This window comes from Mucilaginibacter sp. P4_D1 (assembly GCF_056401935.1).
Genome location: NZ_JBFUIJ010000025.1, coordinates 59,759 through 80,116, shown reverse-complemented (window position 1 = coordinate 80,116; position 20,358 = coordinate 59,759). Strand labels below are relative to the sequence as shown.

The following is a 20,358-nucleotide window of genomic DNA, read 5'->3' as shown; positions in this document are numbered from 1 at the left end:
CAGTCATTATTAAATAATATTAATTTATTAATGGATATATATAATATTTTTACCTCGAAAATCCCCGATTCGATGGATGAGTTTGACCCGAGAGGGAAAAAGTTGATAACTTTTTTAAACCCGCATTCCTATAAGTTAGCCTTTAATGCCCCTGAATTGTTCGAAAAGTTTGACTGGATAGCGCCCGACGGGATATTAATAGTGCTTATTTTAAATTTATTTAAAGCAACGCCTTTTAAAATAAAACGTTTTTCGTGCGACATGACTTCTGTGGCACCATTTGTTTTTGATATCGCTGTAAAAGATCAACTAAGTGTATATTTTTTAGGCGCCGATGAGGAAAGCATTACCGACACCGTTAAAACGTTTAAAAAAGAATACCCTTTGCTGCCCATAGCAGGCTATCGAAACGGGTATTTTGATACCTATGCCGACAGGTGGAGTGCTATTGATAACATAGTAAGCTTAAATCCAGATATTGTTTTTGTTGGGATGGGCGTTATTTTGCAGGAAACTATGGCGTTGAATTTACGATCAAGGGGATTTGACGGCGCTATTTATACCTGCGGTGGCTTTTTACATCAAAGCAAAAACGAAATTAATTTTTACCCTAATTTTATAAGCAAGCTTAATTTACGGTTTTTCTATCGTAGTTATAAGGAAGGTGGCTTTTTTTCGCGCTCCATGAAAACCTACCCGGCCTTTTGCTACCTCATGGCACGTCGTATAGTTAAACAAACTTTTAATTTAAAATATAAATCCTGAAAGTAAATTAATTTCGTTTTCCGGCGTATATTCTCTCTTGGGGGTATATGATTCTCCTATCGGGAAAAGTTGGTTGTTTTTTGCCTCATGTTTTTGTGTAGGCCGTTTAAAACTTTATTTATGATAATAAAGTTGCTAACAAAAGCAACCGGTTATGCCACTATAGAAAGCTGGCTTTTAACGGGGGCGGCAGATGATGACGAGATAGGAATCACCGGTGTAGAAGCCGCCTGCGCCTGATTTTTTTTGAACGTAATTTTAAAACCCCGTTTCCAGTATTTTTCAAGTGTAATTACACTTAGCACATTAACAACTGATAGTAACAGGCCGAATTTTTTATTGTTCATGGTTCCAGTTATAATAAGACACCGTAATTTATACGGTGGTTATAACATAAAGGTTGCCATGTAAATAATTGTTAATAAAACAGGTCAGTTACCATTAAATGGTGCCCGCATCATTTTCAGTTTAATAATTTATTTATAGTGAACACCAGCTTATTTACGTCGAAGGGCTTAGGCATATAAGCATCATAATTAAAATTGACTAAATCAATTGCCGATTTGTGGTATGCCGACATTAGAATAACGGGGATATGACTGGTATCCTTATTGCTTTTAATCAATTTACAAATCTGGCCGCCGTTTAACCCAGGCATCATATAATCGGTTAATACCAGGTCGGGGCCGTGAATTTTGATTAGTTCGATAATATCATCCGTCCTGTCTACGCCTTGAACATCAAAATCGTATAAAATCAACGCAGTTTCCAATACGCTGCGGATATCGTCGTCATCTTCTATTATAAGTATTTGTTTAGCCATTGCAAATTACTGCGGCCTTAGTTGGCCTGAAAAATTGATTTTAAAGTGTGTACATCTATTGGCTTGGCCAAATAGGCCTCTACCCAGGGGTTACTCAACGATTTTAAAATGTTATCGCGATCAATAGACGACGATAACATATAAATTTTACTTTTATAAAGCGGGTCGATATTTAGCTTTTTATACTCATTTAAAAACTGCCAACCGTCCATCAAAGGCATCATAATATCAAGGAAAATATAGTCGGGCAGTTCGTTGGGGTGTTCGTCTACTAAAAACTTCAGCCTGTTTATAGCTGTCAATCCGCTATTGCAACTTTCAATATTGGAGTTATGTAAAACCCTTTTTACCACCAGTTTAAAAATAATGCTGTCGAGCTCTCCATCATCAATAACCATGATTTTGGGGGTTGTATCCATATTATCCATTGGATTTTTAAACGCCTAATCAGGCAATATGTTTTAAAAAGATAATTGTTGTTCTTTGGCGAAATCGAAATAGCCTTTGGGGTAAACCTGCTCTGGGTGATAAATTAAGGGCAAAAAAAAAGCCGCCCGTTTAAAGGACAGCTTTAATACCTGGAAATGTTTGCTTAGGCTTCAATAAAAGCCAAAAGGTCTTTATTAATGGTGTCGGCTTCGGTAGCTGGCATGCCATGCGGGAACCCCGGGTAAGATATCAAGGTGCCGTTTTTTAATAGTTTAGCAGCCTTCGCGCCCGAGATGGGGAATGGAACAATCTGGTCGTCTTCGCCATGCAAAACCAAAACCGGGATATCTACGCTTTTAAGGTCTTCGGTAAAATCAGTTTCCGAGAAGGCTTTAATACCGTCGTGCTGTGCTTTTACGCCGCCCATCATACCCTGGCGCCACCAATTGTCTTGTATGCCCGGTTTTATGGTTGCGCCTTCGCGGTTATAGCCATAAAAGGGTACGGTAAAATCTTTAAAATATTGGGCGCGGTTAAATGCTGTGCCCTGGCGTATCTCGTCAAATATAGCCATCGGCACACCTTCGGGATTGTTTTCTGTTTGAACCATCAGGGGCGTAACTGCACTGATGAGTACAACTTTGGCCACACGGCTTTTGCCAAGGTTGGCAGCGTAATGGATAGCTTCGCCACCGCCAGTTGAGTGGCCTATGTGAACGGCATCTTTCAAATCCAATGCTTCGGTAAGTGCGGCTACATCGGCTGCATAGGTGTCCATATCGTGTCCGTTGGCAGTTTGGCTTGATCTGCCGTGACCACGACGGTCATGGGCAATTACCCGGTAACCTTTTTTCAGGAAAAACATCATTTGTGCATCCCAGTCATCGCCAGATAACGGCCAGCCATGATGAAATACCAGCGGTTTTCCTGTACCCCAGTCTTTGTAATAAATTTCGGTTCCGTCTTTTGTGGTGATAGTGCTCATGTTTTTCAATTTTTAAGTAATGTATTTGTTTTGTGATACAAATGTGCAGCTTTTTGGGTTCAGCCGCACTTGATATAGATTAAGAAATGATCATTTCAATGCAAAATTTTATAAGTAGTCTTCAGCGGAAGTATTTTGACCCGGTAGCCCCGCCCTCGCCATTCAAAAATACGTAAAACTACCTACGTAAATACCGTATTTTAACGGGTATAATGCGCAAATCTATTGTCGATTTTTATTAAAAATATTTAACAAATACCATCATAACCTTAAAACTAATTAACATGCCCGCATTACCTCTTATCAAACTGAACAGCAAAGGCCAGGCTGTAGAAAACTGGCAGGATTTTTTAATAGGCCAGGATTTATTAGATGAACCTTCCGACGGAGATTTCGGCCCTTTAACCTTAGCGGCTACCATCGCGTTTCAAAAAATGGCAGGCCTGCAGCCCGATGGCGTGGTTGGTAATAAAACCTATGGCGCCGCCATGCAAATAGGTTTTAACGGCTTACACGACGACCGCACAGGCAAGGAAGGCGCCGACTGGCCGCCAAAGCCCGATTTTAGTCCGTTAGTAAGCAATGCCCAGCGCCAGGCTGTTTTTGGCGAATTTACATTTGTGGCCGATCCGCAGCCGGGCGATAAAGAACATATCAGGATAACTAATAACTGGGCAAAGGACAATATTATATCGGTGCCGGTGCCGCAGCTAAAAAACATTAGCGGCGGTAGTCATATCGAATTTCATAAACTGGCGGCCAAACAGCTCATTAAACTTTGGGCAGATTGGGATGCGGCAGGTTTGCTCCACCTCATCCTCATTTGGGACGGATCATATAACCCAAGGTTTGTGAGGGGCAGCACCAAAACTTTAAGTAACCATGCCTTTGGGTCGGCGTTTGATATTAATGCAAAATGGAATGCCTACGGGTCGCAACCCGCATTGGTGGGCCAAAAAGGCTGCGTGCGCGAGCTGGTGACCATAGCCAACGCCAACGGTTTTTATTGGGGAGGCCATTTTACCAAACAAGACGGAATGCACTTTGAAGTAGCCCGGATACAAGGGTAATAGCTTTGGAGTAGTAAGTAGTTAGTAGTAAGTATCAAGACAGAAGGCTACCGTCATTGCGAGGTACGAAGCAATCCCGAACTATGTGGGACTTAGCCTGTAGGGGATTGCTTCGTACCTTATGATGACATGGTTGTAATATGTTGATTATCAAGTCGATTTTTTAATGTAGAGACGCATAATTGCGTCTCCCCCATGCAAATCACCCATGCAAATCACGAATGCAAATCGGCCTTGCAAATTCTGAATATCCTGCGGGAGACGCAATTATGCGTCTCTACGACCACCCTATTTGCCGCCATGTCATTACTGTTTTTCAGTTCGGCTGCCGGGTACTCATTGACGGATATTCGATATTGGTAATCAAATACTTGCGCTAAGGAGGACTAACTCACCCTAAACCCTCACAAACCACTTCCCGTTAAACTTATAAACAACCCGTTTACTGCCAACCTTCCCATCATCCGATACTGCAGGCATCGAAATGGTGCCCGAGGCTTTATCATAATCTATGCTGAATTTCTGCTCGCCGTTCAACTCGTCAACCTTACCACATACCAACTCATTTTCAAGCGTTTTGCCAGTTTGCACCAGTTTGATGTTATCGTTAACCCCGCCATTCTCTATCGTCATAAACCGGAGGCTGTACTCGGTAAGCAGGCCGCCAAATGCTATGCGTTGGGCAATGTAATAGGTTTTGCCGCCAGCTGTCAGGGTGTTTATTTTGTAAATGGTGTAGTCGGGCACCAATTGGTACGGAGGCTTCACGTGCCTGGTCAGCACCTTGCCATTAACCCTGTACTGGTACACATTGTTAAACCAGGGCATAGATCGCCTCCTGTTCCTGTCGTACGAGTAAATGCGCAGGTTGCCATCGTCCGAGGTAGAGATATATACCGCGCTGGTTTCACTCAAATTTTTAAACGGGTAACTGATAGTTTTGGGCAGATGCCTGGTATATTTCATCAGCAGCCTTTCAAAAAGCTCCATCCTGGCTTCCTTCTGGTCATCGGTGTACCGCTCCGGAACATTTTCGTAAACATCGGCCAGCTTCTTGTCTACAGCCCTCAAACTCTGGCCAAAGCAAGGCGTTAAAGTGAGGAGGAATAGTAGGATTAGGGGTAGTTTCATGGGTTTATTGTGATATTAATAAACGTAGTTTTTGGGGGAATATTTTGGGTGAGGTAATRGTAGGGCGGGGGCACAAGTCGGCCATTTTCATTGTCATTATACAAGAACAAGGAGGGGCATCTATGTTGACAAGACATTGACTTGTAATTATCAGGGGTAAATAGTCTTACTATTTTGCGACTTCTATTACAACTCTGCTGCCATTAATTGACCTGGTCGTTGAGGATCTTACATCAAAATGTCCCTTATTAAAGAACTCTTTGTTGCTACGTCCGGCGTGTATGGATAATTGCGTAATGGCATATAATTACCATAACGCAGTGGATAAAAAGCTAATTATTAATATATTGGCAAAATTAAAACCTAAATTATTACCATATGACCGCTGTAAGAGATGCTGCAAAAATCAGAAAAAGCACTAAACCATTGCTATTAGGAGCGTCGATATTGTCGTTAGCCCTTTGCATCTATGTGTATTTCGATCCGCCTTTAGCTCTATCACAAAGAATAGTGGTTTTTATTCAATCTCTTTCTACAAATTTTATAGCGTCAATATTTACAGTGGTCTGCGCGGCTATTACTTTAGGAGGGATCAACCGACTTGAAAAGGAAAAAGAAAGAAAAGAATCCTTAGAAGATATTTATGGAGAATTGGAAAAGTTTTGGAAACAAAAAATTGATGAAGAAAAGACCAATTTTAAAAACGAGATATTAATTGGAGTTCAAAATATTGCGGATGGATTAACTAAAGGCTTAGCGAGTGATGTCTTTGAAATGGCATCGTGGTATATAGCTGACTGCAAAGAAATATGTGTTATCGGTACTGTAAATATGAATTTGGCGGCCAAGGAATTTGAAAGTGAAGGCGTAGAAAAATGTGTAAAAGCTACAGAGAAACGAATTCAGGATAACCAAGGTCTCCGCTATAGGCGTATCACAGCACTTAATTTAAATCCTCTTTTTCATAATCATCTAAAGAACTGTTTTGATTTGAAGAAATCAAAAAGCGAATTAAATTTAATTTTCTTAGGCGATTTTTCGCCTGCTTACACATATTTAATTGTTGATAAGCGTTTTTTGATGGTTTCTCTGACTTATGGGGAACGCGATAATCAAAGGTTTTGTCTATACACCGAAGATGAAGGGTCGGAAGTTATCCTCGAATTTATTAAGCATTTTGATACAATTTGGGATGATGAAATAAAGAAAAAGAATGTTGTTATAACTCAAATTGAAGAATTTAAACACACGTATGAGTATCAGTCAAATGCAGAAACGCAACTAAAAATTATCAAGGATAAAATAAATGAGTTTCCAAAATTTCCGACATTATTTCAAAAACACGCTTTAAAGGACTTAGAATCATTTGCTAATACGTTAATTATGACGGAAAAATGCCAATTAAACATACAAGCGCAAATGAAAATCTGATATTGATTTTTATTAATTATCTCGGCTTCCTTGACTATGGTGATGAATATAGAACTATTACATTTTGTAGCTTTTGGACTAATATTATTTCTACCGAGAATTTGCTTGGGCAATTTATTGATGCCAATGAGAGTGCATTAAAAAAAGGAGTGAAACTCGAGCGACTTTTAGTTATTCAGGGAAAAAGACAAAATGACAGTGAAAATGCGGAGTATATTGATCATATTAAAAAAACAGTTATAAGAAATGTTGAACTTATGGCAAAATACCCTGGATACAAATTCAAACTATTGTTTTCTGACGACCACGACAGTTACCAAAAAAAAGAATATAATTTTGCCATAATAACTTCAAGTCAAACAAAAGAAAGAATAATTTTTAAACCGCAAAGAAACAGTCATCACATCCAATCTACGGATATTTCGAAGGACAAAAATAAAATATTTGCCGATGAGACGCGATATAAAGAAATTATGAATCTGTGGGAAAGTCAAATTGTTTCGCTTGAAAACAAATCATTTATTGTATCTCTAAACCTAAAAGATAAAATTGTGAGTCGATTATTTAAAAATGGCCTTTAATTAAAAAAAGTTATTTCGTTGTGTTGTTATCTTCCCATCCGCGGGCGCTCTCGTAGAGGCCCCCGCGGTTGCACAGGGTTGGGCGATTAAATTAGTTTCGCTGATCATTATTTTTGAACAGACTGACTTCTGACACGGCTTAAAGTTTCTCTTGAAACACCCAAATAGGAAGCTATCATATGTAATGGAACCCGGTTAAAGATATCCGGAAACTTTTGTATAAAGTTATTATATTTTTCCTCAGTGCTATAACTGATGGCACCAATTATCCTGTTTTGAAAGGCGTCGTAACTTTTGGCCAGGAGGCTGTCAACATAATTCTTCAACTTTGGAATAATTTCCAATAGATGTATAAAATCCTGCTTATCGATTAAAATAATCTCGCAATTTTCCAGGGCATCTATATTACATTTGGACGGACTTACATTATTATAGCTTTCACGATCACTGATCCACCAGTTTTCAATCGCAAACCTGAGCATATGTTCAATTCCGTCAGCTCCTACGGTGTACATGCGAAGGCATCCTTTTTCAACAAAACAGTTATAGTGACATACATCACCTTCCTGCAGGATGTATTGCCTTCGTCGTAATTTCTTCTGGATGCTGACAGCCCGAATGGCATCAATTTCTTCAGCATTCAAACCGGCTTTTTCCTGTAGATATTTTGTAAATACTTCGAACATAATTGATCCTTGTTGAACAAAATTATTTAAAAATCATGCTGATTGCACCTTTATATTGTAAAATGGTAACAAGGTGACCAAGTTTTACCGATAAGTTTAGGAATATTATTTCTGATTATCGTGACAATTATCACCTGTTTTTAATATCAAATGTCCTTGTCTGCACTCACTGACTTCACCGAAGTTTGTCCTGTAAATAATTCAATATTATCATGAAATTAAAAAATAAAATAGCCGTTATCAGCGGCGGGACAAGTGGCATCGGCCTTGCCATTGCCAAAAGTTTTGTAGAAGAAGGTGCAGAAATATTCATTTTTGGCAGAAGACAAGATGCGCTGGATGAAGCAGTAAAATTTATTGGCCACCATGTTACAGCCATCCAGGCTGACGCTTCGAAATTACCAGACCTTGATCGCGTTGCAGATATTGTCATGAAAGCCAAAGGTAAAGTAGACATCGTCGTATCCAATGCCGGGTTTACCGAGCAGGTACCCCTGAATGAGATTACGGAGGATCATTATGACCGCACGTTCGACCTGATGGCTAAGGGGCCACTCTTTCTTACCCAAAAACTGCTCCCATTAATGGGAAGAAGCGGCGGTTCGGTCATACTCGTTTCTTCGGCGATGCATTATATGGGACTTGCCAATCATTCTACCTATGCCGGTGCTAAAGCTGCGTTACGATCTTTTGTACGCACCTGGGCAGCTGAGTTTAAAGATAACGGTATTCGCGCCAATCTTCTAAGTCCGGGGCCATTTCCAACTGCGATTATGGAGGGCCAGGCAGAAACACCGGAGAAACTTGCAGAACTTCATTCCCATTACGCGAATTACGTTCCAATGCTCAGGCTTGGACGAGTGGAGGAAGCCGCATCTGCTGCAGTGTTTCTTGCATCAGATGAAAGCTCTTTTATGACAGGATCTGATCTGGTTGTTGACGGCGGAATCAGCAATATATAAAAGTGCTGACTTTTTATCTTCGACACACGGAGAACAATACAGAAACCTGAGATCCTATTGAAACCTGGATTATAAATAAAGAGGCTGCCCTTTTAAGACAGCCCCTTTTTATGATTTTTCCCATTCCGTTCCCGCGGGGTCTCTCGGTAGAGGACCCAGCGGTTGTACAAGGCCGGTCGTGGTCCCGAAGCCGCGTTGATGCGAGATGATCAGGAACCTCAGGTTCCTTTTTCAAAGAGACCCTGAGGGGACGAAAATTTCCCGTCGCCGCGGGGTCTCTCGTAGAGGACCCAGCGGTTGCACAAAGCCGGTCGTAATCCCGAATCTGCGTTGATGCGAGATGATCGGGTCCCTCAGGGTCCTTTTTCAAAGAGACCCCGAGGGGACGGTGTGAGTGAATTTTCCCGTCCCCGCGGGGCTCTCGTAGAGGCCCTAGCGGTTGTACAAGGCCGGTCGTAGTCCCGAAGCCGCGTTGATGCGAGATGATCGGGAACCTCAGGGTCCTTTTTCAAAGAGACCCTGAGGGGACGGCAATCAGATTAAAAGTTCCTGTCGCCGCGGGGTCTCTCGGTAGAGGACCCAGCGGTTGCACAAAGCCGGTCGTAATCCCGAATCTGTGTTGATGCGAGATGATCTGGAACCTCAGGGTCCTTTTTCAAAGAGACCCCGAGGGGACGGTGTGAGTGAATTTTCCCGTCCCCGCGGGGTCTCTCGGTAGAGGACCCAGCGGTTGTACAAGGCCGGTCGTAGTCCCGAAGCCGCGTTGATGCGAGATGATCGGGAACCTCAGGGTCCTTTTTCAAAGAGACCCTGAGGGGACGGCAATCAGATTAAAAGTTTACCGGTTTCACGCAATCCGTATCTATCCAAAAGTCTCGGTAATCTGTTATCTCTATAAAATCACTCCCGTCCCCGCGGGGTCTCTCGGTAGAGGACCCAGCGGTTGTACAAGGCCGGTCGTAGTCCCGAAGCCGCGTTGATGCGAGGTGATCGGGAACCTCAGGGTCCTTTTTCAAAGAGACCCTGAGGGGACGGCAATCAGGTTAAAAGTTTACCGGTTTCACGCAATCCGTATCTATCCAAAAGTCTCGGTAATCTGTTATCTCTATAAAATCATGTGGTTTCTCAAAGTAGTAGAATGCAGCGCTACTGTGCAGGTAGTCTGTAAAGTCGGCACATAAATTCCACTTGCCGCTTACGGGGTTGTGGTGGATGTAATCTATTTTCTGATACAAAAAGGCTGTAGTGAAAACGGGCTTTGCATCAAACGAAGGCTCAAATGCTTTGTGCAATTGTCCTTTGGCTTTGTCGCGGTTGGTACAACCAGAGGAAAGTTTATCAAGGATAATGATGTTATTTGCTGATGTTAATCTTGCTACGAGCTCATAAGCCATAAAGCGTTTGCCGTTGCTCATAACCTTATTAAGGTCGATACTTGTATCCGGTGTTCGCATGATGATATGCACATGGTTGGGCATTATCACAAAGGCGTGGGTTTTTATATTGTATTTGTCGGCAATGAGTTTTATCCATTTGTATACCATGTCATAGGATTGTGTGATTTCAAACAGGGGGATCCAGTTGAAGCAGGTAAATGAAATAAACCAGGTATCGTGTTCCTGTTCGTGTTTAGTTCTGACGGCCATACGTAAATATACAAACATTTGGGAACCTCAGGGTCCTCCATCGAGAGACCTGAGGGGGAGGTGTGAGTGAATTTTCCATCCACAGTCCCCGCGGGGTCTCTCGGTAGAGGACCCAGCGGTTGTACAATGCCGGTCGTAATCCCGAAGCCGCGTTGATGCGAGGTGATCGGGAACCTCAGGGTCCTTCCGTCCCCGCGGGATCTCTCGGTAGAGGACCCAGCGGTTGTACAAAGCCGGTCGTAATCCCAAAGCCGCGTTGATGCGAGGTGATCGGGAACCTCAGGGTCCTTTTTCAAAGAGACCCCGAGGGGACGGAAGGGGGCCACATGCCTTAATCAAACAAAGGCTTGCGAATACTTTGGGTACAGGTTATTTGGCCGTTCCTGTCTGTGTCAAAAACCAGGTATTTGCCATTCATTATTTTAATCTCAAACTTTTTTTGCTTTCTATGATAACGCAAATGTATTTCGACTTTATCCGGGTTCAGGCTAATGGGACTTACTGTTTTAGACTGGGAAGTGGAAAAAAAATACTTTTCTTTTTTCTGTATTACAGTTATCCAAACATTTGTTAAGCCATATGAATTATTGTTTTTTAAAATTGCTTTTTTTAAAATGAGCGAGTCATTTATAGTTAAATCTACTTTGTCATTTTTAAAATATTCACCAAATTTTATATCTAAAAAGGTGATACTACTGTCGGGCCGCACGTCCTGAGCTTTGCAACTTTGTAATAAAAAAATGAATAAAATGAAGCTAATTACCCCGACTACCCTCATTAAGCTTACCTTTTTCATAAGAGGATACACCAGTTGTTGTGCTCCTGTTTGTGTTTAGTTCTGACGGCCATACGTAAATATACAAACATTTGGGAGCCTCAGGGTACCGTACCTGGAAACCCGAGCAGAAGGGAAACGGCGGTCTCGTGTTTTGTCCACCAATAGGAGGGTGGCATTCCGTCCCCGCGGCGGTAGAGGCCCCAGCGGTCGTATAAGCCCGGTCGTAATCCCGAAGCTGTGTTCATGCGGGATGATCGGGAACCTCAGGGTCCTTTTTCAAAGAGACTCTGAGGGGACGATAATCCTCTACTTCACCCCACCCACCAACTTTATTTTCCCCGCAACTTTCCCCATCGATTCCACCTTTTCCCAAACATCCAATTTATCCAATACCTCCGCCGGGATAACAGCCGGTTTATTAGCCGCTAATACTTCGGTGTAAATTTCCAGTAGCTTTTTTAACCCGTTGGCGGGCTTGTCGCTTAAACGGGCCAGGCAGGCGTTCAGGAGGGTTTGCAGGGCCTGGTTGTGGGGTTTGGATGCCTGGAACAGGTTGGCTTGCAGGAGGTCGGTAAAGCGTTTAAAGGGGGTTAGCTCGATGGATTGGTGGCGGCCAATGATGTCGCCAATTTGTTGGCTGCTGATGGTGTTTTGGGTTACGCCGTGTATCCACAGTTCGGCGGCGTAAGCGCGTACGGTTTTATCGCTGCTGACCATGGCCGATGCTACCAGCAGATGCGCCATGGGGCCGTAAACGGTGCCGAGGGCCATCATAGCCTCGAGGGCATGGATGATGAGGCGTTTGTCAGTCTCGCTGTCAAAATCCGGGCTTCGCATGGCCGCGCTGATGATCCTGGCCAGCCATAGTTCGGGATGGTTGGGGTTTAAGTAAATCAGGCGCATCACGTCGTTATCCGCGTCTGAGTTGTATCTGAAAGTGATGGTGGCCATGTCATAAACTGATGAAGCTATGGCCGTTTTGGCGGGCATCAGTTTGGCAAACAGGTTTTTGATGGCGCTTATTTTCTTTTCGGTTTCCTCAAACTCAATAACTATTTTGCTGCGTTTGGCCGGGGTATCAATATTTTTGCGGGTTACGTAGTCCCACTTTTTATAAGTATATGCCTCCACTACCGGTGCCCAGGTAAAATTGGCGGTAAGATAGCTGGCAGGCAGACTGCTGTAGGCAAACCATTGCGGGTTGGGGGGGTGCTTAGCGCGGGTAAGCGCGGCCACCAGCCACACGGGTTTATATTTATAGTTTTCCTGCGGGTAGTAGTCGCCGCCCAGCATAAAGCTGATGATCTGGCGGTATTCGCCGGTTAATTCGCGGGCGGCCAGGTCAAGGGCTTCCTGGTGATGTTCGGTTGAGCAGCGGGATACTGCCACCTGGAAATCGATATCGGCAGGCGCCACATTGGCCACCTTGTATTTAATAAGCCGCTGCACCAGCGCCAGGGGCGATACCCAGCAAGGCTCGTGCGTTGGGGTGGACAGCATGGGCAGGCTCAGTTTACGCTCGAGCATAAAAAAGGCGGCCAACAGCAAGTGTTTATGTGTTTTGTAGCTTGAGCCACGGTTCCAGCTTTTTACGTTATCAAGCCGACTGATGTATTTGCCCCACATTTCATGCTTCTTAAACGTTTCCGCAAACGAATCGCGGAGTGTTTTGAGCTCTGCGGTTTGCAGGGGGTAAAGCTCCACCAGCAGGTGGCTGTAGTCGGCAAAAAAAGTAGCCAGCAGGTTGTCCAGGTAGCCCATGGTGCTGGTAAAATCGGACGAGATCATCCTGCATGCCCGTTGAAAAGCCGGGATAAGCTTGCTGATGTTTTGGGCCGTCATTTCGGATTGAAAGCGCAGCAGGGCAGCGGGCAGCAGATCGAAATGGTAGGGCTGGTTTTGATCAAAGGCCTGGCTGGCCAAAAATACCAGCTCATCAAATGTTTGGGGGTACACAATTTCGGTAAGGGCCTGTTGGGGTTCGGCTGGTTCGTGGGAATGGTCTTCTTCGGGGTGAGCTTCGTCAGTGTCATCCAAAAAGGCGGTTAACAAACCGCGGGCATCAAAAAGCAGGGCATCCTGGTAGACAGCTAAAGCGGCTTTCAAATCTTCAGACGCAGGGTCGCCGTATTTTTGCAGCAGTTTGGCCGCGCGAACCTGCAGATTATTATCCTGGTGAATAAATGCCTGGCAACTGATGGCCATGATGGTTTCGGCTTTGTCTTTGTACTTTTTGGCCAGCTTATCCAAAGCCATCAGCGTGGTAGATACGGTGGCTTTTGACTCGGACGAGAGCAGCAGCGGTGCATGATCTAAAAACGCGTCGATGTTAAAACCGGCATCGTCGCAAATATCCTTTAAATATTTTATGGCCGTATTTACGGGTTTGCTGTGTGGCGAATTGAGGAGGTGCAGCAAATCGTCCTGCAAGGTTAGTAGCTCCGTTTTTGACGGCTCCAGGTGCATAAAAAGGGAGACGAACCAGTTGGCTGCATGTTGGGCGAAGTTGCTGTTCGCTGCTTTTAACGACTCCCCTAAAACGCGCTGCCTGTCAATCCGGCCGGCATCGCTTTGGGTTTTAAAAGCATATGTCCAGATGCCCTCGGCGGGTACCCCGGGCAGGTTGAAAGGTTTGTCGGCAAGGTGCACGTCCGACTCATGTTCAAAAAGATACCAGATGTGTTCGGCCAGGGTAGCGTTTCTGTATAAGAGGTTATCGGGCAGGTAAGTTTGTTGCTGCGCTGATCCTGCCTTATGCAGGTAATACGGAAGTAACTTGGCTAACCTTGCCGGGGTAAGGGTTATGAAGCCTTGCTCCACCATTTCCATGTACCAGGCATAATCTAAAAACCAGATAGAAAATTCGTTGCTGGCGGGGTGGTTTATAAAATCGTTAAACCAGGTTGGGCAGTACCATGGCAGTATGCTGTCCATCGTCTTTTTGTTGAGTATACCCTCCTGGGTCTGCGCAAAATCTTTCCGGTTATGGCATACAAAGCCGGCTATGCCCAGCACGTTGATCTGTGCATCGGTTCCTTTACGCTTGTAACTGCCGCTTTTGGTCTCCTTGTATTCCGAGTATATTTTATACAGCTTTTTCAGTTCGGGCACCAGCTCCTTTTTCTGCGCCTTATCAAGTGTTTGCAAAAAGGGGATGATCTTGGTTTCCTGCTCCTTCTCTAAAATGTGGGTAAAATCGTCAACTACGCTCATGGTGGTATTAGTTGGCCAGCTTTTTTTTAACTGCTAAAATATGTTTGCAAATGCCCCGCTCGCCCTGATTTTTGCTAAACCAGGTACAGGTGCACTGGGCTTTATCGCCGTTTAATACAACCATGTGGTGCACGCCGCTGCCCTCTACACGGGCCTCTACCTTATCGTCCTGCTGTTTGGTTATCTGTACCTTGCCTTCTTGCAACAGCTTTTCGGCATCTTTTAAGCGCGGGTTAAGGCTCATGATGCGGCTGAGCTTAAAGGGCAGGCGGCGGTAAAAAAAGTTGTTCTCGTCCAGATCGTACCCCAGCAAGCCAATGGCCGAGAGGCGGCCGGTAATGTTATCCACCTTTTGCAGATCGAGCCCCTCGTTTACAGCCAGCAGGGTAGGGTTAAACTCCTGGTTGGCATAGCTGTAATTATCCAGTGATTCTACCCAGTTATCGGGCACATCCTCTATCAATGACTCCAGCGCCGCACCCTCGCCCGAAAAACCCCGCCAGGCATCCCGTGAAATGGACAGGCTAAACCGTATTGCCCCAATATAAATTTGCCAGGTGGTTGATTGCATGGTAGCATGCGGAAACACTCTTAACTCGTCGGCAATGGCCAGCAAAGGCTCTATCAGTTTTAAGCGGTGCACACCCCCAACCGTAATGGCATCACCCGATTTTACCGGCGAAAACATGGGTTTGCCGCCGCGGGTTATTAAATAATAATCTGTTTTGGGTTTGCCCGGCGGGATGGTTTTAAACAGCTGTAAGGCCTGCAGCCGGTTAAAGCTGTGCACCTTCTCGGATTCGGCCAAAAACATTTGTACCGAGGTAAGGCCCTTGATCCATTTGGTGGGCAAGGGCACTTTGCGCTCTACCACTTTTTCGCCCTCGCGATGCAGGGCCACTTCTTTTTGCCCTACAGATAGCAATACTTTTTCGCTGCGGCGGATATTGCTCAGCGCCGCCAGCATGGGCTGGTTAAAATCTACATTGGTGGTGCCGTTATCCAAAAACTCGCCATCGTGCCCATCGCCCAAAATATCAACCCGGGCATACACCCCCGCGCAATGCGAAAACCCCTCAAAGCGGATTTTCTCGTTACCGGCCGTTACAATAGGGTCTTTAAGCATAGCCAACTCAAACGGCGACAGGCTAAAGCTTGATTTTACCACGTTGGATAGTGTAAGCAGGCAACGGGCCACGGTATACGGGTCGGTTAGTTGCCCCCAGAAAAAGCAGGGGGCATTATTTTTTTGCACCTCGCTGTATTTGGCCAAAAAAAGCTCATCGGTTAATGTCGACTTTTTTAGGGTTGATGGCTGGCTATATTGATAGGTTATCGTTTCGGACATAATATTGTTTAGGCTATGCTGCGAAATAAAATTAGTAAAATAATTTCGGCGACGGAGAGAAAGGGGGGATAAAATTTTACGTTGGCCGATGATGGCCAGTGCCTTGAATGTTGCCGATTGCTAAAACGATTTTTAGCTTATCCTATAATTTATCACGATGTTGTGTTATGACCGTTTTCGCGTTAAGGACTGCAATGGATACCGGCCGGGGGAGAGGGCCCGCGCGTCGGCCGCGCCTAATGCCTTGTGCGCGTATGAATGAAAGGCCTGGCCCCAACTTCTACCGGTTGGGGAAACGCCCATAGCTTTTTTTTGATGTGATTTGACCAGTAAAAGGCGCTTTGAAAAAAATGTAAATTTTTTGAATTTTTTTGCAAAAAACTAAGTTAAAAATTGATCTTTTTTACCTGTTTTGTGCAGTAATTTGATGCTTTTTTACCATCATTCCCGCATCGAAAAATAAAAAATAAAAGGGTATTAGGGGAAGAGATTTGCAGTTGATTTTCCCCTCCCCGAACACCCAATCAGGCTCGCCCAAAAGGGACAACCTGTATAAGCAGTTTATTATTTTACGCGCTCGATATATTCGCCGGTGCGGGTATCAACTTTTACTTTATCGCCCTGGTTGATGAACAATGGTACTTTTATTTCCACACCGTTTTCGGTAGTTGCGGCTTTTAATGCACCCGATGATGTGTCGCCTTTAACGGCTGGTTCAGAATAAGTAATTTCCAACTCAACAAAGTTAGGTGCCTGTGCCATAATAGGTTCTTCGCTCTCGATGGAAACGATCACATTCATCCCCTCTTTTAAAAACCTTGCCGATGGGCCAAATAACGATTTTGGGATGCTTAACTGATCGTAGGTTGTATTATCCATAATTACCATATAATCACCTTCTTCGTACAGGTATTGGTAATCATTGGTTTCTACACGGCAAATTTCCACCTGTTCGTCGGTTGCCAAACGGGCCTCTACAATTTTTCCGGTTTTTATGTTGCGAAATTTATCTAAGTAGAAAGCTCCGCCTTTACCGGGTGTACGATGCAGTACTTCGGTAACTGTTACCAATTCGCCGTTGTAGCGTAAAATGTTTCCTACTTTAATTTCAGATGCCTTTGCCATGAAAATATAATTATAAAATTTGTGCGCAAAGATATACGCTTTTTTGAGTATTAACGGCTTAATTAACCCCTATTTAACCACAATGGTTTTGCTTTGGGTAGTATGCGCGCTAAAATAGCCTAAAACTGTTGGCGTAATATTGCCTGGCGGATCGGCAGGGGTAACCCCACCCCCAGGGCCGTTATCGCCTTGTTGCATCAGCGTAAACCAATAGGTGTAAACAGGTTTATCTATACATTGCATTTCAACGGTTACGGTGTCACCGGCGTAAATGCCAAAATCCCGGTCGCTGTTGTTATCGGTGCGCAAATCGATGCTAACGGTACGGCCATCGTTAAAATCGTCATTAAAGGCATAAATTAGTTTAACCTGTACGTTGTTTACAAACATTACAAAACGGTATTGATTTGCTACCCCGGCCGGGTCATGGTAATGAACGGTGATATCTTTTTTATGCTTGCTGGTATTAAATTCATTGTCTTTTGACGTCAGCGAGTCTAACGCAATTGGTGCCGGCATTGCCGAGGTGGCGGTATAAGTTTTTGCACCAGTTGTTACCGTCATGGCGTAGGTGCTTCCGGGTATGCCAGAAAGAGTACTGGCCGTATAGGTGCCTGGCGTGCCTTCTGTAAACACGTAGTTTTTGCCGGCCTGGTCGGTTACGGCAACAGTAGCCCCTGTAACCGGAGGATAGGTATTGGTGCTTGAAAACGGCACATTTTGGCTCAATTTGATAGTTTGGGCGCCGGTAGCATTGGTAATGTTGCCTTCAATAACCAGTTTGCCGGTATTGTTGCCCAGGTTAAGGTCAATAACTTTGGTACACGAGTAAAGGAGCGGTAAGGCAAATAAAAATATGATATAGAGTTTGAATGTTTTCATGGGGGATTAAAATTTAAAGTTCCAGGTAATTGATGGTATCTGGGTGGCAAAAATGCTGGTTTCGGCAGCCTCGGTTGTGTTGGGGCTGGTTTTGCTGTCGCGGAAAGTGATGCTATAAGGATCCCTGTGTGCATACACGTTGTAGATGCTAAACGTCCAGCTTGAATGATAGCGCTTGTGTTGTTTCCCCTCCAGCGTAGCGCCAATATCTAGTCTATTGTTGTTTGGCTTGCGGTAGCCGTTACGTTCCGAATAGGAGAAGGTGGTTAATCCGCCTACACTATATTTGCCTGTTGGATAGGTAACGGCGCTCCCCGTTTGGTAAATAAATGAACTTGAAAAAGATAAACGTTTGGTAAGCTGGTAAATGCCAACCACCGATAGGTCATGTGTACGGTCTTGCCTTGACGGGTAATAACGGCCGTTGTTGATAGCTGCAAATTTATTCTCGGTACGTGATAGGGTATAACCTATCCACCCGTTAAACCTACCATATTTTTTCTTCAAAAATAACTCAATACCATAAGCCCGGCCCGAGCCGTAGGTGAGTAGCGATTCCACATCCTGGTTGGCTATCAGCTGTGCGCCGTCTTTATAATCAATTTGGTTTTGCAGCCACTTGTAATAGGCTTCGGCCGAAAACTCAAACAAGTTATCTTTGAAATTGCGGAACCATCCGGCTGACACCTGGTCGGCAATTTCGGGTTTGATATTGTTGCTGCTCATCACGTAAAGGTCAGTTGGCGAACTGGTGGTAGAGTTGGTGAGCAAGTGTATGTTTTGCGTATTACGATTATACGATATCTTAACGGAGCTGGCATCATTTAACTGGTAACCGGCAGATAGCCTTGGCTCCAGGTTAAGGTAGCTTTTAACGGTTGAACCTGAGCCGTATCTCGCAGAATCGGCAGCCTTGCCTGTGGCATCATATGACTTAAACGTGCCAGGGCCAATGAGCGAAAATGAGCTAAGCCTTACTCCATACAATACACTTAGCTTGTCGCTAACTTTCCAATCATCGCTGATGTAGGCCGAGTTTTCATAGCCAAAACGCTTTTCGATGCTTTTGGCGTTGAAACTGGACGAAGCATCGGTAGTGATATCGCCGGGAGCTATGCTGTGGTGCAATATGTTGATACCGAATTTAAGCCGGTGCTCATTATTAACCGCGTATTGCAGGTCTTCCTTTAAATTGAAATCGGTGATTTGCGAGGTGGCCTTAAAGCTGTTATCGCTTAAAAAGCTCTGTATGGCGTAATTGTAATTACTAAAAACTACCGATGTATTAGAAAATAGCTTACTGGTAAAAATATGGTTAAACCTCACGGTGCCTGTGGCGTTGCCCCAGTTGGTGCCAAAAAGGTTCTTAAGTCCCAGTACGTCTTTACCAAAATAACCCGACAGGAAAATGGTATTATGGTCATCAAAATGGTAATTGGCCTTGGCGTTAAGGTCATAAAAGTAAAGCTTACTGCCTTTGATGGTCGAATCTTTGGAGGCCTTTAAAAAGAAATCGATATAGGTTCGCCGGGCGCTTATCATGAACGATCCTTTGTCTTTAACCAGAGGCCCCTCTACTTTAAGCCTCGACGCGATGAGGCCCAGGCCGCCCTGAACGGTAAAATCCTTATTATTGCCATCATTCATCTTAATATCAAGTACCGACGATAGGCGGCCACCGTATTCGGCTGGCATGCCGCCCTTGTACAGGCTTACATCTTTTATGGCATCGGAGTTAAAGGTGGAGAAGAAGCCAAACAAATGCGATGCGTTATAAACAGTAGCCTCGTCAAGCATGATCAGGTTTTGATCTGAGGCACCACCCCGCACATAGAAGCCGGAGTTTCCCTCGCCGCCCGATTTTACCCCCGGCATCAGGGTTATTGTTTTTAAAATGTCCTTTTCGCCCAATACTACCGGCACCTGGTTAATCTGGGTCATGTTTAATCGTTCGACACCCATTTGTGGCGAAGCTATCTGATCGTTATTGGGCCGGTTGGCATTGATAACTACTTCCTGCAGTTCGCTTTTAGGGGACAGGGAAATGCTGATAGGCAGGTCATGCTGAAGCGAGACCTGTTTTAAAATGGTTTCATAACCTATGTAGCTAAACAGCAAGGTATATGAGCCATCGGGTACAGATAGGGAGTAGAAGCCATAATTATTTGTAGCTGTACCCACCGAAGAAAGCTCTTTAACCCTTACAGATGCACCTATAAGTGTTTCGCCGGTTGCAGCATCTTTGATGGTGCCACTGATGATATGCCTTTTTTGAGCAAAAGCCGATAAGGCGAATAATGAAAATAGAAAAACAAGTAGTGATTTGGTCATTTAAAATGTTTTAAACAGGTTACCCCGGGTTGCCGGCAACAGGTTGTTTGCTGAATATCGATCAAAAAACAAACGCTGCTATCTGTCCTTTAAGACGACCGGAGAGCCAAAACATTTCATGAATTTGTAAAAAAAAATACGGGCCTGCTTATCTTGCTATCTGCCAGGTAGT

Annotated in this window: 16 protein-coding genes; 5 read left to right on the top strand and 11 right to left on the bottom strand. The window is 44.3% G+C overall.

Annotated features, from left to right (window positions below; genetic code table 11):
• Nucleotides 1–30 precede the first annotated feature (30 nt).
• On the top strand, nucleotides 31–765 hold the full coding sequence (locus tag AC1DV1_RS19715; RefSeq protein WP_477362358.1) for a WecB/TagA/CpsF family glycosyltransferase: 735 nt from the start codon (nucleotides 31–33) through the stop codon (nucleotides 763–765).
• A 463-nt stretch (nucleotides 766–1,228) separates the two neighbouring features.
• Here AC1DV1_RS19715 and AC1DV1_RS19710 read toward each other — a convergent pair whose 3' ends face one another.
• The 3 genes from AC1DV1_RS19710 to AC1DV1_RS19700 form a co-directional block, all read right to left on the bottom strand.
• A complete protein-coding gene (locus tag AC1DV1_RS19710) occupies nucleotides 1,229–1,588 on the bottom strand; it encodes a response regulator (RefSeq protein ID WP_477362356.1) in 360 nt (119 codons plus the stop codon).
• 17 nt (nucleotides 1,589–1,605) lie between these two features.
• Nucleotides 1,606–2,007 (bottom strand): response regulator, encoded by a 402-nt coding sequence (locus tag AC1DV1_RS19705; protein ID WP_477362354.1) that lies wholly within the window; start codon nucleotides 2,005–2,007, stop codon nucleotides 1,606–1,608.
• A 173-nt stretch (nucleotides 2,008–2,180) separates the two neighbouring features.
• Complete coding sequence (locus tag AC1DV1_RS19700; RefSeq protein WP_477362352.1) at nucleotides 2,181–3,002, bottom strand: alpha/beta fold hydrolase; 822 nt, start codon at nucleotides 3,000–3,002, stop codon at nucleotides 2,181–2,183.
• Nucleotides 3,003–3,286: 284 nt separating this feature from the next.
• On the opposite strand from AC1DV1_RS19700, the gene AC1DV1_RS19695 reads away from it, so the two are divergent.
• The gene (locus AC1DV1_RS19695) at nucleotides 3,287–4,072 is read left to right on the top strand and encodes a M15 family metallopeptidase (RefSeq protein ID WP_477362350.1); all 786 of its coding nucleotides are present in this window, start codon (nucleotides 3,287–3,289) and stop codon (nucleotides 4,070–4,072) included.
• A gap of 396 nt (nucleotides 4,073–4,468) precedes the next feature.
• Here the strand turns inward: AC1DV1_RS19695 and AC1DV1_RS19690 are convergent, their stop codons facing one another.
• A complete protein-coding gene (locus AC1DV1_RS19690) occupies nucleotides 4,469–5,203 on the bottom strand; it encodes a hypothetical protein (RefSeq protein WP_477362348.1) in 735 nt (244 codons plus the stop codon).
• Between the two features lie 378 nt (nucleotides 5,204–5,581).
• Here AC1DV1_RS19690 and AC1DV1_RS19685 point away from each other — a divergent pair, with 378 nt between their 5' ends.
• On the top strand, nucleotides 5,582–6,634 hold the full coding sequence (locus AC1DV1_RS19685; protein WP_477362346.1) for a hypothetical protein: 1,053 nt from the start codon (nucleotides 5,582–5,584) through the stop codon (nucleotides 6,632–6,634).
• Entirely contained in the window at nucleotides 6,598–7,215 is a 618-nt protein-coding gene (locus AC1DV1_RS19680; protein WP_477362344.1) for a hypothetical protein, read from the top strand. The genes AC1DV1_RS19685 and AC1DV1_RS19680 overlap by 37 nt, the downstream gene beginning before the upstream one ends.
• Before the next feature lie 107 nt (nucleotides 7,216–7,322).
• On the opposite strand, the gene AC1DV1_RS19675 is transcribed toward AC1DV1_RS19680, so the two are convergent.
• Nucleotides 7,323–7,901 carry a Crp/Fnr family transcriptional regulator gene (locus AC1DV1_RS19675; RefSeq protein WP_477362342.1) on the bottom strand — a complete coding sequence of 193 codons (579 nt, stop codon included), beginning with the start codon at nucleotides 7,899–7,901 and terminating at the stop codon, nucleotides 7,323–7,325.
• A gap of 212 nt (nucleotides 7,902–8,113) precedes the next feature.
• On the opposite strand from AC1DV1_RS19675, the gene AC1DV1_RS19670 reads away from it, so the two are divergent.
• Nucleotides 8,114–8,863 (top strand): SDR family NAD(P)-dependent oxidoreductase, encoded by a 750-nt coding sequence (locus AC1DV1_RS19670; protein ID WP_477362339.1) that lies wholly within the window; start codon nucleotides 8,114–8,116, stop codon nucleotides 8,861–8,863.
• A 1,043-nt stretch (nucleotides 8,864–9,906) separates the two neighbouring features.
• Here AC1DV1_RS19670 and AC1DV1_RS19665 read toward each other — a convergent pair.
• The 6 genes from AC1DV1_RS19665 to AC1DV1_RS19640 all read right to left on the bottom strand — a co-directional run bounded on the left by AC1DV1_RS19665 (nucleotide 9,907) and on the right by AC1DV1_RS19640 (nucleotide 20,186).
• Nucleotides 9,907–10,509, bottom strand: a complete 603-nt coding sequence (locus AC1DV1_RS19665) for a transposase (RefSeq protein WP_477362337.1) — start codon at nucleotides 10,507–10,509, stop codon at nucleotides 9,907–9,909.
• Between the two features lie 1,084 nt (nucleotides 10,510–11,593).
• On the bottom strand, nucleotides 11,594–14,500 hold the full coding sequence (locus tag AC1DV1_RS19660; RefSeq protein WP_477362335.1) for a DUF6493 family protein: 2,907 nt from the start codon (nucleotides 14,498–14,500) through the stop codon (nucleotides 11,594–11,596).
• A gap of 7 nt (nucleotides 14,501–14,507) precedes the next feature.
• The gene (locus AC1DV1_RS19655; protein ID WP_477362333.1) at nucleotides 14,508–15,848 is read right to left on the bottom strand and encodes an SWIM zinc finger family protein; all 1,341 of its coding nucleotides are present in this window, start codon (nucleotides 15,846–15,848) and stop codon (nucleotides 14,508–14,510) included.
• 564 nt (nucleotides 15,849–16,412) lie between these two features.
• Nucleotides 16,413–16,973, bottom strand: a complete 561-nt coding sequence (gene efp / locus AC1DV1_RS19650; RefSeq protein ID WP_090648241.1) for an elongation factor P — start codon at nucleotides 16,971–16,973, stop codon at nucleotides 16,413–16,415.
• Between the two features lie 69 nt (nucleotides 16,974–17,042).
• A complete protein-coding gene (locus tag AC1DV1_RS19645) occupies nucleotides 17,043–17,855 on the bottom strand; it encodes a DUF4249 domain-containing protein (protein ID WP_477362331.1) in 813 nt (270 codons plus the stop codon).
• A 6-nt stretch (nucleotides 17,856–17,861) separates the two neighbouring features.
• Nucleotides 17,862–20,186 carry a TonB-dependent receptor gene (locus AC1DV1_RS19640; RefSeq protein ID WP_477362329.1) on the bottom strand — a complete coding sequence of 775 codons (2,325 nt, stop codon included), beginning with the start codon at nucleotides 20,184–20,186 and terminating at the stop codon, nucleotides 17,862–17,864.
• Nucleotides 20,187–20,358: the final 172 nt, after the last annotated feature.